The 14,410-nt window shown below is 68.4% G+C and carries 18 protein-coding genes and 1 tRNA gene; 8 read left to right on the forward strand and 11 right to left on the reverse strand.

Going from position 1 to position 14,410, the window contains the following annotated elements; all coding sequences use genetic code 11:
- The first annotated feature begins 30 nt into the window (after positions 1 to 30).
- The 4 genes from QM806_RS00650 (at position 31) to QM806_RS00665 (ending at position 2,367) form a co-directional block, all read left to right on the forward strand.
- Complete coding sequence (locus tag QM806_RS00650) at positions 31 to 756, forward strand: FtsB family cell division protein (protein ID WP_005255615.1); 726 nt, start codon at positions 31 to 33, stop codon at positions 754 to 756.
- On the forward strand, positions 753 to 1,307 hold the full coding sequence (locus QM806_RS00655; RefSeq protein WP_005255623.1) for a DUF501 domain-containing protein: 555 nt from the start codon (positions 753 to 755) through the stop codon (positions 1,305 to 1,307). The genes QM806_RS00650 and QM806_RS00655 overlap by 4 nt, the downstream gene beginning before the upstream one ends.
- Positions 1,304 to 2,248 carry a Ppx/GppA phosphatase family protein gene (locus QM806_RS00660; RefSeq protein ID WP_005572558.1) on the forward strand — a complete coding sequence of 315 codons (945 nt, stop codon included), beginning with the start codon at positions 1,304 to 1,306 and terminating at the stop codon, positions 2,246 to 2,248. Before QM806_RS00655 ends, QM806_RS00660 begins: the two co-directional genes overlap by 4 nt.
- Before the next feature lie 42 nt (positions 2,249 to 2,290).
- Positions 2,291 to 2,367, forward strand: a tRNA-Leu gene (locus QM806_RS00665).
- A 29-nt stretch (positions 2,368 to 2,396) separates the two neighbouring features.
- Here QM806_RS00665 and QM806_RS00670 read toward each other — a convergent pair.
- The 3 genes from QM806_RS00670 to QM806_RS00680 all read right to left on the reverse strand — a co-directional run bounded on the left by QM806_RS00670 (position 2,397) and on the right by QM806_RS00680 (position 4,164).
- Complete coding sequence (locus QM806_RS00670) at positions 2,397 to 3,173, reverse strand: class I SAM-dependent methyltransferase (RefSeq protein ID WP_005255625.1); 777 nt, start codon at positions 3,171 to 3,173, stop codon at positions 2,397 to 2,399.
- Positions 3,174 to 3,194: 21 nt separating this feature from the next.
- The gene (locus QM806_RS00675) at positions 3,195 to 3,566 is read right to left on the reverse strand and encodes a hypothetical protein (RefSeq protein WP_005255626.1); all 372 of its coding nucleotides are present in this window, start codon (positions 3,564 to 3,566) and stop codon (positions 3,195 to 3,197) included.
- A gap of 154 nt (positions 3,567 to 3,720) precedes the next feature.
- Positions 3,721 to 4,164 (reverse strand): hypothetical protein, encoded by a 444-nt coding sequence (locus QM806_RS00680; protein WP_005255627.1) that lies wholly within the window; start codon positions 4,162 to 4,164, stop codon positions 3,721 to 3,723.
- A 167-nt stretch (positions 4,165 to 4,331) separates the two neighbouring features.
- Here QM806_RS00680 and QM806_RS00685 point away from each other — a divergent pair, with 167 nt between their 5' ends.
- Both QM806_RS00685 and QM806_RS00690 read left to right on the forward strand, forming a co-directional pair.
- On the forward strand, positions 4,332 to 4,766 hold the full coding sequence (locus tag QM806_RS00685; protein WP_005255628.1) for a hypothetical protein: 435 nt from the start codon (positions 4,332 to 4,334) through the stop codon (positions 4,764 to 4,766).
- Positions 4,763 to 5,365 carry a metallophosphoesterase gene (locus QM806_RS00690; protein WP_005572560.1) on the forward strand — a complete coding sequence of 201 codons (603 nt, stop codon included), beginning with the start codon at positions 4,763 to 4,765 and terminating at the stop codon, positions 5,363 to 5,365. Before QM806_RS00685 ends, QM806_RS00690 begins: the two co-directional genes overlap by 4 nt.
- On the opposite strand, the gene QM806_RS00695 is transcribed toward QM806_RS00690, so the two are convergent.
- The 5 genes from QM806_RS00695 to QM806_RS00715 all read right to left on the reverse strand — a co-directional run bounded on the left by QM806_RS00695 (position 5,337) and on the right by QM806_RS00715 (position 9,536).
- Positions 5,337 to 6,323: an AraC-like ligand-binding domain-containing protein gene (locus QM806_RS00695; protein ID WP_169692928.1), complete on the reverse strand. Its 987-nt coding sequence runs from the start codon at positions 6,321 to 6,323 to the stop codon at positions 5,337 to 5,339. The genes QM806_RS00690 and QM806_RS00695 overlap by 29 nt on opposite strands.
- Before the next feature lie 8 nt (positions 6,324 to 6,331).
- Positions 6,332 to 6,871 carry a MarR family winged helix-turn-helix transcriptional regulator gene (locus tag QM806_RS00700; protein ID WP_005571065.1) on the reverse strand — a complete coding sequence of 180 codons (540 nt, stop codon included), beginning with the start codon at positions 6,869 to 6,871 and terminating at the stop codon, positions 6,332 to 6,334.
- 100 nt (positions 6,872 to 6,971) lie between these two features.
- Positions 6,972 to 7,808, reverse strand: a complete 837-nt coding sequence (locus tag QM806_RS00705; protein WP_054248731.1) for a mycofactocin-coupled SDR family oxidoreductase — start codon at positions 7,806 to 7,808, stop codon at positions 6,972 to 6,974.
- 23 nt (positions 7,809 to 7,831) lie between these two features.
- A complete protein-coding gene (locus tag QM806_RS00710; protein WP_283290078.1) occupies positions 7,832 to 8,575 on the reverse strand; it encodes an SDR family NAD(P)-dependent oxidoreductase in 744 nt (247 codons plus the stop codon).
- Between the two features lie 25 nt (positions 8,576 to 8,600).
- The gene (locus QM806_RS00715) at positions 8,601 to 9,536 is read right to left on the reverse strand and encodes a 3-oxoacyl-ACP reductase (RefSeq protein WP_005255638.1); all 936 of its coding nucleotides are present in this window, start codon (positions 9,534 to 9,536) and stop codon (positions 8,601 to 8,603) included.
- Positions 9,537 to 9,779: 243 nt separating this feature from the next.
- On the opposite strand from QM806_RS00715, the gene QM806_RS00720 reads away from it, so the two are divergent.
- Complete coding sequence (locus QM806_RS00720; RefSeq protein WP_065490065.1) at positions 9,780 to 11,243, forward strand: MFS transporter; 1,464 nt, start codon at positions 9,780 to 9,782, stop codon at positions 11,241 to 11,243.
- Positions 11,244 to 11,307: 64 nt separating this feature from the next.
- Here the strand turns inward: QM806_RS00720 and QM806_RS00725 are convergent, their stop codons facing one another.
- Positions 11,308 to 11,790, reverse strand: coding sequence for a nuclear transport factor 2 family protein (locus QM806_RS00725; RefSeq protein WP_065490067.1), 483 nt, complete (start codon positions 11,788 to 11,790; stop codon positions 11,308 to 11,310).
- Complete coding sequence (locus QM806_RS00730; RefSeq protein WP_169692927.1) at positions 11,787 to 12,683, reverse strand: TIGR03619 family F420-dependent LLM class oxidoreductase; 897 nt, start codon at positions 12,681 to 12,683, stop codon at positions 11,787 to 11,789. The genes QM806_RS00725 and QM806_RS00730 overlap by 4 nt, the downstream gene beginning before the upstream one ends.
- Before the next feature lie 203 nt (positions 12,684 to 12,886).
- On the opposite strand from QM806_RS00730, the gene QM806_RS00735 reads away from it, so the two are divergent.
- The gene (locus QM806_RS00735; protein WP_169692926.1) at positions 12,887 to 13,780 is read left to right on the forward strand and encodes an IclR family transcriptional regulator; all 894 of its coding nucleotides are present in this window, start codon (positions 12,887 to 12,889) and stop codon (positions 13,778 to 13,780) included.
- Between the two features lie 33 nt (positions 13,781 to 13,813).
- On the opposite strand, the gene QM806_RS00740 is transcribed toward QM806_RS00735, so the two are convergent.
- On the reverse strand, positions 13,814 to 14,350 hold the full coding sequence (locus tag QM806_RS00740) for a flavin reductase family protein (protein ID WP_054247357.1): 537 nt from the start codon (positions 14,348 to 14,350) through the stop codon (positions 13,814 to 13,816).
- Positions 14,351 to 14,410: the final 60 nt, after the last annotated feature.

Consider the following 14,410-nt stretch of genomic DNA (forward strand, 5'->3'; position numbering starts at 1 on the left):
TCGACAGTCGAGTAAGGGGTGTTGGGGTAGGTGGCACAGCGCGGCAGGCCGCGGTCGTCCGGAGCAAGTCCGGGCGGCCGGGGCTCCGGGCGGGGTGAGCGGGTCCGCGGAAACCGGGCGGACGGCGCTCCGGGCGGAGCGCGGCGTCCCCGTACCACCAAGTCGACGACGCCGGGGCAGGCCGACGGCAAGCCGGACGCCGTCGACGGCGCCGACACCGGCAAGGTGCTTCCCGGTCGCGCCCGCCCGAGACGGGTGGGCGCGGCCGGGGCCGCCCGCACAATGCGCTCCGAGCACACGATCCTCGGACTGTCGACGGGCCGGGCGCTCGTCCTCGTCATGGTCGTGCTGCTTCTCGCGCTCACCCTCGCGGTTCCGCTGCGCAACTACCTCACCCAGCGTGGGGAAGCGGACCGTGTTGCGGCGGAACAGGTTCAGCTCGAGAAGGATCTGCAGGAACTGCGGATACTCGAGGAGCGCTACTCCGACCCCGCCTACATCGAGGCGCAGGCACGCGGCCGGCTCCGGTGGGTGAAGCCCGGCGACACCCCGTTCCAGGTGCAGCTGCCCGGCGACTACAAGGAACCCGAGAAGCCGGAGGAGAAGGACGCCGAGATGGCGGGCCCCTGGTACTCCGACCTGTGGAAGACCATTTCAGAACCGCCGGCCGCGCCCGAGGTGCAGCCGGCACCGGCTCCGGCGCCCCCTGTGGTGCCGCCGCCCGTACCGCCAGAACCAGGAGAACCCACCGGGTGACCACTTCGTCCGACCCGTCCAATCCCGTGCCGCAGGAAGACCTCGACGCCGTCGCCGCCCAGCTGGGCCGCGAACCGCGTGGAGTGCTCGAGATCGCGTACCGCAGTCCCGACGGCACGCCCGGCGTCGTGAAGACCGCGCCCACACTTCCGGACGGAACACCGTTCCCGACGCTGTACTACCTGACCGATCCGCGACTGACCGCGGAGGCCAGCCGGCAGGAGTCCGCGGGGGTGATGCGTGAGATGACCGAGCGTCTCGGGCAGGACCCGGAACTCGCGGCCGCGTACCTGCGCGCCCACCAGTCGTATCTCGCCGAACGTGACGCCATCGAGCCCCTCGGAACGGACTTCACCGGCGGCGGAATGCCCGAGCGCGTCAAATGCCTGCACGTGCTGATGGCCCACTCGCTGGCGAAGGGACCGGGCGTCAACCCGCTGGGCGACGAATCGGTGGCCCTCGCCGCGTCCGCGGCAGGCGGAAAGCTGAGGGGCACCGCGATCCCCGCGGACTGGCCCGGCATCGACGACGTCGAAAGTCCCGAGCAGTGACCCGCGTCGCCGCCGTCGACTGCGGCACGAACTCCATCCGCCTGCTCGTCGCCGACGTCGACGACCAGGGCGCACTGCACGACGTATGTCGCGAGATGCGCGTCGTCCGGCTGGGACAGGGCGTGGACGCCACCGGGCGCCTGGCGCCCGAGGCCATCGAACGCACCCGGGTCGCGTTGAGCGAGTACGCCGGCATGATCGCCGACGCCGGCGCCACCGCGGTCCGCATGGTCGCCACGTCCGCCACCCGCGACGCGTCCAATCGGGAGGACTTCTTCTCGATGACCCGCGAGGTGCTGGGCGCAGTCATCCCCGGCGCCGGGGCCGAGGTCATCACCGGCGACGAGGAAGCACGGCTGTCGTTCAAAGGAGCGGTCGGGGAGCTCGATCCGTCGCAGGGACCGTTCGTGGTCGTGGACCTCGGCGGCGGTTCCACCGAAGTGGTCCTGGGCGACGAATCCGGCGTCCACGCCGCATTCTCCACCGACATCGGATGCGTGCGCATCACGGAGCGCTGCCTCCACGACGATCCGCCGACTCCCGCACAGGTCGAGGAGGCCCGCGCGTTCGCGCAGGAACGCCTGGACGAGGCGTTCGCGCGTGTCCCCGTCGAACAGGCCCACACCTGGGTGGGCGTCGCCGGAACGATGACCACCATCGCCGCGCTCGCCGAAGAACTGCCCGAGTACGATGCCGAGCGGGTGCACCTGTCCCGCATCCCGATGCCCCGGCTGCGCGAGGTCTGCAACTCGCTGATCGCCATGACCCACACCGAGCGGGCCGCCCTCGGCCCGATGCACCCGGGCCGGGTCGACGTCATCGGCGGCGGCGCGATCGTGACCCTGACACTGGCCGACGCATTCGAGAAGAAGGCGGGCATCGACCAACTCGTCGTCAGCGAACACGACATCCTCGACGGAATCGCATTGTCGATCGCCTGAGCTAGGGTGATCTGCGCACGGTCGCCGAGTCGGCGGCCGGTAGCCCCTATAGCCCAATTGGCAGAGGCAGCGGACTTAAAATCCGCACAGTGTCGGTTCGAGTCCGACTGGGGGCACCACCACCATGCAGGCGTGCTTGCGCGGCGGGTCAGGGCGTTCGGGCAAGTTCCGCCCGCATCTGGGTGAACAGGAACAGCCCGGGGCGTCCCGAGATCTGCTCGTACGCGTGCACGACGTCGTCCATGAACTCGGGCACGGCTGCGTCGTCGAGGTTCGTGGTCCAGTCGGTGGACCCGACGGTGCACCACCGCGCGAATTCCTCCCGGGAACCGAAATCCCATTCGACGTCGCGCACGACGAGGTCGGTGGTGTCGAGTCCTGCCGCCTTCGCGACGTCGCGGAACTTCTCCGGTTCGACGTGGATGAACGGCGCCGTGAAGTCGGTGAAGAACTCCGCCCATCGCGGGCCCGCCGCCACGGCCATCAAGACGTCTTCGACACTGGTCCGCGGGCCGGCGCACACCATCTGGATGATCACCCGTCCGCCGTCCACGACGCTGCGGGCGATCCCGGCCAAGGCCACCTGCAGGTCGGGGACCCAGTGCAGGGCGTTGAACGACACCGCGACGTCGAACTCGGCGTCGAACGGGAGGCCACGTGCGTCGGCAATGCGGAACTCGGCGCGGGTGCCGTCCGGCAACACTCGCGATTGGGCTTTCGCGATCATCCGCGGCGACGCGTCCACTCCGACCACCGAACCGCCGGGAAGCCGTTTGGCGATGCGGAGCGTGACGAATCCGTCGCCGCATCCCACGTCGAGCAACCGTTCACGGCCCGCGAGGGCGAGTTCCGCGATCGATGTCTCCGCGACGGCGCGCTGGAGGGCGCCGACATCGGCGTAGCCTTCGCCGTCCCAGTCGACCATGACGGCGGCGGCCCGGCTTCCTCAGGCTCCCTGGTGGTGCGGGCTCGAGTGTGCGCCGCCGCCGGATCGTGCGATGGACGCGCGGACGCGGGCCGTGGCCTGCCAGATCTGGGTGCTGTCGTGGACGCTGATCACCGGTATGCCCTGTTCACGAGCATTCTGAACGGTCAGCGCGTCCTGGGGTGAGCCGACCCCGTCGAGGACGTCCTCGGTGACGATCGCGCAGAGCGCGGGGCCGTCCATCTTCCGGACGGGCTCGAGTCCGTGGACCACCATCCACTGCTTGACCATCGCCCAGTGCGACACCTCTTTGTACCGCGTGGGGTTGCCGATGAAGAGAACCCGACGGGAGCGGCGGGCGCGAGCGATATCGATGTGCGTGACGGTAGCCATGGCGGAGGGTTCCTGTCCGTTGCGGGATTCCGTACTGTCAATCCCCGCTCGCAGCGGTTTCGTTACGCGTTGGTCCAAGAAGTTCGCCATTCCCGCGTACGTGAGTGAGAAAGAGTGCTCGAACACGCTTTGCCGCTCACGTACGCACGGTCCGTCAACTGCCGAACGGGCTGCCGGACGAGCCTCCGCCGCCCGGCCCGGATGTCTCGGTGACGGTGACGATGGTGGGTTCGACGGTGCCGTTGGTCAGCGGCGGAATGCTTCCCCACTGCTCGAACGACGGCACGCTCGAGCAGGACCATTGCACCGCGTACTTGCCGGGGTCGACGGTGGCCTTCAGCTCGCCGTCGTCTCCGCCCATCACGACGGTCGGGCCCACGGTGGCGGCCGGCAGGGTTCCGTCGACGGGGACGATGTTCATCACGCACACCACTGCCCCGGACACGTCGTACCGGACGTCCATCACCACGGCATTCCCGTCGACGCCGATATCGACCGTGACGTCTTCGGGTGCCGCGGACGCGGTGGGTGCGGCGAGTAGACCCGCGCCGGCGACAGCGGCGGCGATACCTACGGTTCGTGCAATCGTGACCTTCATCGGTGCATCCTTCCGGACTTCTTTGTTGCCGGTTGATACGAGGCAAGAGCCACCCGGGAGTATCGCACCTCGAACCCTCATCTGCTGGGATGTGGAAGGTGGAACACTGCTGGTCTGGGAGTTCAGCGTGTCGATCCGACACCCGGTGCATCGAAGGAGACGGCGAAGTGCTCGGACGGAAGAACTACACGAAGGACGAAATCGATCACGCCGAGGCGTCCGTCGCGGAGCAGGTCGCCGCGTACACGTCGCTGACGGGGGCGATTGCGGGCGAGGTCACGGGCAAGAAGGTTTTCGCCGCACTCGAGGACTTCGAGCCACTGTTCTTCGGCAACATGGTCCTGGTGCTGGACCGCTACTTCGTCCACCGGATCCGGGCGGTCACGGGCAAGGACGGGAACCCGCTCAACGAAGTCGAGATCATCGCCGACTCGTTGATGAACAACGACGGCATCCTGCGCGGCATCAGCGTCCTGAAGTATTTCTCCGGCCAGTCCGTGCTTAAGTTGGAGATCGGCGACCGGATCCGCGTGAGCGCCGACGACTTCGAGCGGCTGTCGGCGGCGTTCTTCGCGGAACTGCGGTCGCGGTTCCTGGCATGAGCGTGTGGTTCACGTCCGATCTGCACCTTCGTCACGCCCGGCTGGTGGAGATCCGGGGCTTCGAAACGGAGATCGACGCGCACGACCAATCCATCCTCGACGCGCTGGCCGCCGCCGTCGGGAGCGGCGATCAACTCTGGATACTCGGCGACATCACCGTCGGAGGTAAGGCCGCCGAGGACTGGGCGCTGCGCGCACTCGACGAGTTCGCGCGGAAGCGGAACGTCGAACTGCATCTGATCCCCGGCAATCACGACTCGTGTCACCCGATGGCGAACCGCAACAGCCACATCCGGCAACGGGTGTTCCTGGAGACGTTCGCGTCGGTGCAGTTGTTCGCGCGGCGCAAGATCGCGGGCGAGACCGTGCTGCTCTCCCATTTCCCGTACGTCGGCGACCACACCGCGGAGGACCGGGGCGTGAAGTACCGGCTGCAGGACGAGGGGGACTGGTTGCTGCACGGGCACACTCACCAGGACGGCGTGCTCGACCCGTCCGTGCACCCGCGGCAGATCCACGTGGGCTGGGACAGTTGGCGCAGGCCCGTGCACGTCGACGAGATCGCGGAGATCATCGGGCCGGACGCGTCGACCCGGTGACCGGTGTGGCGTCGGCGCGGTATCTGCCGGGCGTCGATCCGTGCGTGTTCTTGAACAGCCGGGAGAAGTGGGCGGCGTCGGCGAAACCCCACCGGGCACCGATGGCCGAGACGGGCAGATCGCGGTGACGGGGGTCGGCGAGATCGCGTCGGCACTGTTCGAGGCGGCGGCGTCGGATCCATCCGCTCACCGTGTCGCCGTCGGCCTCGAACAGCTTCTGCAGGTGCCGCACCGAGATGTGATGGGCACCGGCGATCGAGTGCAGATCCAGCTCCCGGTCGGCGAGCCGCTCGTCGATGAAGGCGGTGACCCGGACTCGCAGTGCGTTCCCACGCGACTGCGGGATCAGTCCGTCGGCGAGGTGGAGTTGCTCTGCGAACGCGGCCGCGACCAGATCGAGGACGGCATCGCCGAGGTGTACCGCCACGGTGGGGGAGGCGTCGGCGATCTGCTCGCCGAGCCCGCGCAACAGCGGGGTGACGACGGCACCGAGCCCCTGGCTGCCCGGCACGCGGCGCGCGGTGAGCTGGGCGATGCCGTCGGGCGGAACGCGGAGCAGGTGCCGGGGGAACATCACGACGAGCATCCGGAACCGGTCGTCGAACGACAGCTGATACGGCCGGGTCGTGTCGTAGATCGCGAAGTCGCCGGGGGTGAGCGCGGCTTCGCGGCCGTCCTGGCTCAGGACGCACGACCCGTGCACCTGCAGTCCGAGTTTGAAGTAGTCGGGGTTGGCGGCGCGGATGGTCCGCGGTGTTCGGCTGATGACGTGCGGGGCGGCCGTGACCTCGCTGATCCGGATCGCACCGACCGTCGCGCCGCGCACGACGCCACGGAAGTCGTCGTGGTCGGCCGACGTCATTTCGAGGGGGACGAACGCGTCGCTCACCGACTCGCGGAACTCGTCGAACGAGACGAGGCGCTGTTCGCCCGGACGGATGAGACTGCTCACGACCATCGTCTACCTCAACTGCGTTTGACGGCTTCGCGTGCGGCGGTGCCCGACGCCAGCTTCTCCAGCAACCCGATCAGGACGAGCCGTTCCGACGCTGTCAGCGCGTCGGTCCACGTCTGCTCGCGTTTGTTGTGCGCCGAGTACGTGCTGACGATGGCGTCGTGCCCGGCGTCGGTGAGTTCGAGGTCGACCGCCCGGCGGTCGCCTGCGGACGGTCGCCGCGTCACGAGACCGTCGCGCTCGAGCGTATTCACCAGCGCCGATACAGCAGACCTGCTCATCCCGGACAGTGAGGCCACCCGCTTGGCTTCGCACGGTCCGGCGAGCCACAACACGAACAGCACCCGGAACCCGGGCCAGCTCCACCCGCTGGGCCGGTGGACCGTCGACTCGAGGTCGTAGACGAGGGCACTGGTCACGCGGTGCAGCGCGAGAACCAGGCGCATGGAGACCGGATCGACCTCGGGCAGTTCGTCGACGGTCTTGCCCACCGCGAAGTCCACGAAGGACAGGAAGTCCAGGTTGCTCTGGTCGGTCGTCTCCTCGGGCATGAGCACAGGTTAGCGGCCGAATCGGTGTAATCAAAGCCTTGACCATTAGCGCCCGTGAGTACTTGTTAACCGCCCGACGTTAATAAGTACTCACGGGGCGTCAGCCAGTGACCCTCGCGGCATTGCCCGCGTCGACGGGCAGGACGATGCCGCTGATGTGTGCGCTGCCCTCGGCGGCAAGGAACAGCACGACCCGGGTGACCTCGGCGGCATCCAGCCACGCCACGGGCTGGGCGTGCAGGCTGCGGAACACCGGTTCCACGTCCTGTGCTCCGGGCATCTCCAGGTCCGGCCGCATCATCCGGTAGAGGGCGTCGTTGTGAATCATCGGTGTCGAGATATTGCCCGGTGCAATCGCATTCACCGTGATGCCGTGCGGGGCGAGGTCGAGCGCCGCGCTCTTGGTGAGCCCGATGACACCCCACTTCGACGCCGCGTACGCGGCCACGTTGGTGTTGCCGGCCCGGCCGAGCATCGACGAGATGGTGACGATCCGGCCGTATCCCCGCCGGATCATGCCGGGCGCCACCGCTCCCACGGTGTTGAAGACGCCGGTGAGGTTGGAACCGATCGCCTCCGACCACTGTTCCTGCGTGAGCGACTGCACCGGGGCGGCCACCGAGACGCCGGCATTCGCGACCGCGACGTCGATCCGCCCGAACTCGGACTCCGCCTCCGCAACCAGTGCGTCCATCGCGGCCCGATCGGCGGTGTCCACCGTGGCGGTGATGCACCGGCGGCCGGTGGCGCGCACCAGCTCCGCGGTCTCGTCGAGATCGGCGGCAGTGGCCAGGGGATAGTTCACGGCCGGGCTGTCCTCACAGCGGTCGCACAGAACTATGTCTGCTCCACGTTCGGCCAGTGCGACCGCGTGGCTGCGGCCCTGACCGCGGGCGCCGCCGGTGATCAGGGCGACCCGGCCCTCGAAGTCTTCCATCGTCGTTCTCCTGTCCGGGCGGATCAGCGCAGCTTGATGCTGCCGCCGTCCGCCATCAGTGTCTGTCCGGTCATGTACCGCGAATCTTCGGAGGCGAGGAACACCGCGACGGGCGCGATGTCGGTCTCGGGATCGCCGATCCGCTGCAGCGGAACCTTCACCACGGACGCGGCGGCGCGGTCGGGAAATTGTTCCTGCCAGGCGAGGACGCCCTCGGTCGCGGCGAACGGGCAGATCACGTTGACCCGGATCTGATCGGCCGCCCACTCGTTGGCGGCCACCCGGCTGACGCCGCGAATCGCTTCCTTGGCCGCGGCGTACGACGTCTGGGTGGGCATGCCGTCGAGCCCGGACCCGGACGCGAAGTTGATCACCGACCCCTTCGCCGCCGTCAACTGCTCGTAGCACGCCTGCATGAGGTGAACGACCGGATAGAACCCGGTCCGGAACGAGAGGTCGAACATCTCCTGGGTGTGGTCGATCAGTAGGGCCTGCCGCGAGGCGTGGGCGTTGTTGACCAGCACGTCCACGGATCCGAACGCTGCGACGGCGGCGTCCCGGATCTGCTCGGCGGATTCGCGCCGGGAGATGTCGGTGTTCAGGAAGCGAGCGGACGATCCCAATTCCTGCTCGAGATCCTTGCCGCGTTCGTCGTCGATGTCGACGAACAGGACGTTGGCGCCCTCGCGGACGAACACCGTCGTCACGGCCCGGCCGATGCCGCCGGCGCCGCCCGTCACGATCGCCGTCTTTCCGTGCAGCCTCATCGTGCGCTCCTTCTGCGGTTGTGGCTCAGACATCGGCGGTGTCGCCGGTCGCCAGCGCGACCTTCTCCAGTTCGGCGACGCTGAACGCGGCATAATTCTCGTACGGTCCGCGGCCGGCGAAGTAGGGTGTGAGAAGCTCCTCCAGCTCCTCGGGCGAGAACGCGGAACCCGCTGCGTCGAAGCGGTTCTCGACCTGCGGTGCCGCCATCACCGCGACCATCTTGCCGTACACGACGAACACCTGTCCGTTGATCTCGTCGGCGGCGGGGGAGGACAGGTAGTGGACGAGGGTGGCGACCCGTTCGGGTGACAGAGGGTCGAGTCCCGCGTCGGCCGTGTTCTCGCCGAACGCGTCGGCGGTCATGGCCGTCCTGGCGCGCGGGCAGATCGCGTTGGCGCGCACCCCGTAGCGGGACAGGCCCTGTGCCGTCGAGAGTGTGAGTGCGGTGATCCCGGCCTTCGCGGCCGAGTAGTTGGGCTGGCCCGCCGATCCGAACAGGAACGCCTCGGACGACGTGTTGACGACCCGCCCGTATACCGGGCCTCCGGCGGCCTTGCTCGCCTCGCGCCAGTGCACGGCGGCGGCCCGCGACGTGGCGGCGTGCCCCTTGAGGTGGACGCGGATGACGTCGTCCCAGTCGGATTCGGTGAGGTTGAAAATCATCTTGTCGCGCAGGATTCCGGCGTTGTTGACGAGGATGTCCATCGATCCGAACGTGCTGACGGCCTCGTGCACGAGGTGTTCGCCCAGCGACCAGTCGGAGACGTCACCGGTCACGGCGGTGGCGCGGCCGCCGGCCGCCGCGATCTCCGCGGTCACTGCGTGTGCGCCGTCGCCCATGTCGTTGACGACGACTGCCGCGCCGGCGGCGGCGAGTGCGAGGGCTTCGGCCCGGCCGAGGCCTGCGCCCGCGCCGGTGACGACGGCAGTGCGTCCGGCGAGGCTGAGTGATTCCGTCATGGGAACTCCTGAGTGAGAGATGAACTAGATTTCATTCTAGTTGTATCGCACGAACTACTGATCAGTCACGAGAGAAGCGCAATCTGATAGAGGAATGTTTTCTACTTTCCCTGCCGATTCGGCATCGACGGCACCGGCTGCGGACAGGTCTCGGTGAGTGGGAACTGTGGTCGACGTCACTGAGCGGCATGCCAGGTTGGGCGTGCTGATCCTCTCGAATCCCCGGAGCCACATATGCATAACATGCCCCTGTCCCCAGGTGAGGCGGAGCGCGCACCGCTCTCACGCGGGAAGTCGTTCGCCCTCCTCGCCCTGATCATCCTTCTCGTCGAAGTCATCCCGCTCGCCTACAACTTCGTCACCCCGGCGCTGCCGGAGATCGCGAAACACTTCGGCACCGCGAACGTCGGTTGGGTGATCACGATCGTCACGCTCGTCCTCGCCGCCTCGACTCCGCTCGTCGGCAAACTCGGCGACATCTACGGCAAGAAGCGGATGATGCTCGTGTCCGCCGCGGTGTTCGGCGCCGGTTCACTACTCGGCGCGCTGGCCCCCAACTTCGAACTCTTCCTCGTGGGCCGCGGACTCCAGGGTGCGGGCATGGCGATACTCGTACTCGCCTACGGGTTGATCCGAGACATCCTGCCCCCGTCGATCATTCCCGTGGCCGTCGGATTCGTCGCCACCGGAATGGGCGCCAGCACCATCCTCGGCCCGATCATCGGCGGCTACCTCATCGACCACTTCGGCTACACCGGCGTGTTCTGGGCGCAACTCCTCCACGTGGCGGTCGTCGGAATCGCGGTCGCGATCTTCGTTCCCGAGACCACGCTGCGGACGCGATCGAAGCTCGACGTGCTCGGCGCGGCCATCCTCGGACTCGGCGCATTCGTGCTGCTGTTCGGTATCGGTAAGGCCGCCGCGTGGGGTTACACGGCCCCGCAGACGCTTCTGTGCGTGGGCGGCGGTATCGCCATCCTCGCCGGCTGGCTTCTCTACGAACGCACGCCGAAGGAACCGCTCATCGACCTGCAGATGCTGAAACACGGACCCGTCGCGAAGACATTGGCCGCCAGCGGTTTCGTCCAGTTCGTCCTCGTCAGCCATTCGATGCTCATCCCGATGTTCGTCATGACCGATCCCGACCTCGGTCTCGGTTACGGATTCGGAGTCACCGCCCTCGCCGTCGCCATCTACACCGTCCCCACGGGCGTCGTGTCGATGATCGCGGGCCCGGTCGGCGGATACTTCACCCGTCGGATCGGCCCGGCGCCGGTTCTGGTGTTCGGCGGCGCATCCCTCGCGCTCGGATCGTTCCTGCTCGCCACCCTGCACGATTCGACGGTCCAGATGATGTTCGGGCAGTTGGTGATCGGCCTCGGGCTCGGTTCCGCGTCGGCGACGCTGCCGAACCTCATCATGCGCACCGTGCCCGCGCAGACGCAGGGGATTGCCGGCGGGATGCTGAACCTGTCCGGCTCGCTGGGCAGTGCGATCGGCAGTCAGGTGATGATCGCCATCGTCGCGATCCCCGGTGTCGTGCTGGTGGGCCGCGCCGCGCAGTACTCGGAGAAGGGCTTCGTCTACGCCTTCTTCACACTCGCCGTCGCCGGACTGCTCGCCGCGGTGATGGGGCTTCTCCTCACCCGCAACAAGATCGAGCGTCCGGTCGACGCGACGGTGCCCAAGTCGGAGTTGGTCGCCTGATCTTCCCTCCGCGCACACCGACACGAGGCCCGCAGCCTCGTGTCGGTGTGCGCGGAGCCGGTGCTCAGGCCCGCACACCCGCCGCCAGCAGGGTGCGCGCCTCCTCCCGACCGTCGAGCAACCGATTGACGCGCCGGGTCACCTTCCACGCGCCGTCGATCTTGGCGAGCTCCCACCGGTTGGCGGTGATCCGGTGGACGCGGAATCCGTCGTCGTCGTGAATGATCAACTGCGACTTGCACGTGGCCACCGCGGTGTCACCGTCGACGCGCACGTGCCCGGGCTCGAGCATGTGCGCGCAGCCACTACCGATCCAGCCCTGATGCGCCTGCGACTGCACCATCGCCGTGATGGCCGCATGCCCGCGCATCACCCCGGTGTCGACGTCGTACACGCCGTCCTCGGTCCACAGCCGCGCGACCGCGTCGGCCGAACCGCTGTCGATGGCGGGACCGTAGGCGGTCATCAATTCGAGGATGGCGAGCTTGTCCTCGAGTGCGGTGACGCGTTCGGCGAGTGCGCGGACGAGTTCGTCGGTGCCGGTCATGGACGGATCCTGTCTTCGGTTGCGGTGCGGAAGGAGACGCCGAGTTCGTCGCCCAACTGTCGGAGGGCCTCCAGTTGCTCGCAGTAGTGGGCTGCGCTCGTGGACGCGAGGGTGGCGCTGACGACGGTGGTGCCGGCGTCGCGTCGTCGTTCGAGGGCGCGAGTCACGGTGTCGCGGGAACCGATCGGGTCCAGGGGCGCGCCCGCGCTGAGGACCACGTCGAATCCGTCGGGGACGTCGACCCTGGCGAGCAGCGCGCACAACTCGTCGAGAGAGAGGCCGAACGGCACCCACCCGTCGCCGAGCGTCGCAGCGCGGCGCAGGGACCGCAGTGTCCGTCCCCCGATCCACAGCGGGACCCGCGGCTGGACGGCGTGCGGTTCGACGACGACGCCGTCGAAGTCGTAGAACGTGCCGTGGTACTCGGGCCGGGGTTGCGACAGCGACGCACGGAGCGCCGCGAGGGCGTCGTCGGCGCGGGCGCCCCGGTCGTCGAAGTGGGCGCCGAGCAGGTCGAATTCCTCGCGCAGGCTGCCCACGCCGAGGCCCAGGACGAGCCGGCCGCCGCTGACGACGTCGAGCGTGCCGTAGCGCTTCGCGATCTCGAGGGGGTGGTGATAGCCGAGTACCAGAACCTGGGTGGCGAGGCGGATGCCGGTGGTCTGGGCGGCGAGGAAACCGAGTGTCGCGAGCGGGTCCCAGTAGGTGCCGCCGCGCTCGACCGCGACGTCGGTGGGTACGGCGACGTGCTCGCTGCAGGTGAGGTGGTGGTAGCCGAGGCGGTCGGCTGTGCGGGCGATCGCGGTCAACTCCGCGATGCCGGCGCCGAGCTCCCAGTCCGCGCGGACGGCGGGGTGCGCGATGACGATGGGCGGCGCGATTCCTATGTGCATCAGTTCGTTACTCCGCTGTCGGGGGGGTCGGTCTGTCGTCACCGTTGTAGTGGAGGTGCCCGGGTGCCGCGCGGGCACTCCCGGTGACCGGACGCGGCGGTTGTCCGAATTCTTCCCCGCGGCGGGCACGACTGGTACATTTTAAGAATTCATTTCAATTTTTGTCGGGCGTATGCGTGTGACCAGGATATTTGGAGGCGTCGATGACTGTCGTCGATTCGGATGATGCACTGTCGGTACCCGCTGCGAAGAAGGATCTGCCCCCGTCGATGGTCGAGCGGATGACGCTGATCCTCGACGCGTTCGACGGCCGCACGTCGCGCCTGACCCTCGAGGAGGTCGCGTGCCGCACCCGGCTGCCGCGGTCCACGGTGCACCGCATCCTCGACCAGCTGGTCCGCCTCGACTGGGTCGACCACGCGAGCTTCGGCTACTGCCTCGGACGGCGCGCGACGGGGCTCGGCGGCGGCGACAACGGACACAGCCAGGTGCGGGCCGCGGCGGCCCCGCTGCTGCACGAACTGCACATGCAGACCGGAATGGTGGTGCACCTGGCCGTGCTGGACGGCGCGGAGAGCGTGTACCTGGACAAGGTGGGCGGGCGAATGGCCGCGAGCCTGCCGTCGCGGGTGGGTGGGCGCGTTCCCGCCTACACGACGGCGGGCGGCAAGGCGATGCTGGCGTGGGTCGACCCGGAGCAGGTCGACGGCATGTACGGGCCGCGGCTCAACCGGAGCACGGACTGCACGATCACCGAACTGTCCACGCTGCACCAGGAGCTCAACCGGATCCGGCAGCGCCGCGGTCTCGCGTTCGAGCGCGGGGAGGCGGTGCGCGGAATCGGTTGCGTCGGTGTCGCGGTCCGCAGCGCCGACGGGCCGGTGGCCGGGATCTCGCTGTGCGGCGACGCGCGCACCGTCCAACTCGAACGCGTCGCCCCGCTCGTCGTCGACGCCGCGCGGGAAGTCACCCGGACGCTCCACCCCGAACTGGGAACACCCCGTCGCGGCCGCCGGACCCCGGAAATCCCGGACAGCTCGTGGTCGACCGAGACCCTGGACCAGCTCCTCGCGGTGCAGTCCGGGCAATGGCTGTAGCGCCCGTGCGCGCGTGACGAGTCTCTGGACTCGTTACGCGCGCACGGGTCGCGGAGCGGCGTCGAGGCCGAAACCGCCCCGGAAGAACACCATCGGACGCTCCTCGCACACCGATTCGAGTTCCAGGACGCGTCCGATCACCACGTCGTGGTCCCCGGCGGTGTGCACCGACTGCACGTCCGCGTGCACGCGCACGAGAACCCCCGGCAGCGACGGCGTCGACCACCGCGACGGCTCCCAGGACAGCCCGTCGAACTTGGTGCCCCGGCTCGAACCGAACCGGAAACAGAGGTCCGTTTGGTCCTCTCGCAGCACGTTGATCGTGAAGCGCCCAGACTGCCGAATGCGCGGCCAGGCCCGCCCGCGGTGATCGGCGCAGAACAGGATCAGCGGCGGCTCCAGGGACACCGACGCGAACGACTGACACGTGAATCCCACCGGACCCTCCGTGTCGAGCCCGGTCACCACTGTCACTCCGCTGGCGAATTGGCCGAGGGCACGGCGCATCTCGTCCGGTGACGGTGCGTCCGAGCGTGTCCCGGGCTGGGTGCCGGCCGGTTCGGTTGCCATCAGACCGCCTCCGATTGCTCTTCCGTCGCCGACCCGTTCGACGATCGTCCCCGAGGCTAA

The sequence above is a fragment of the Rhodococcus sp. IEGM 1351 genome, assembly GCF_030056875.1.
Lineage (GTDB): Bacteria > Actinomycetota > Actinomycetes > Mycobacteriales > Mycobacteriaceae > Rhodococcus_F > Rhodococcus_F opacus.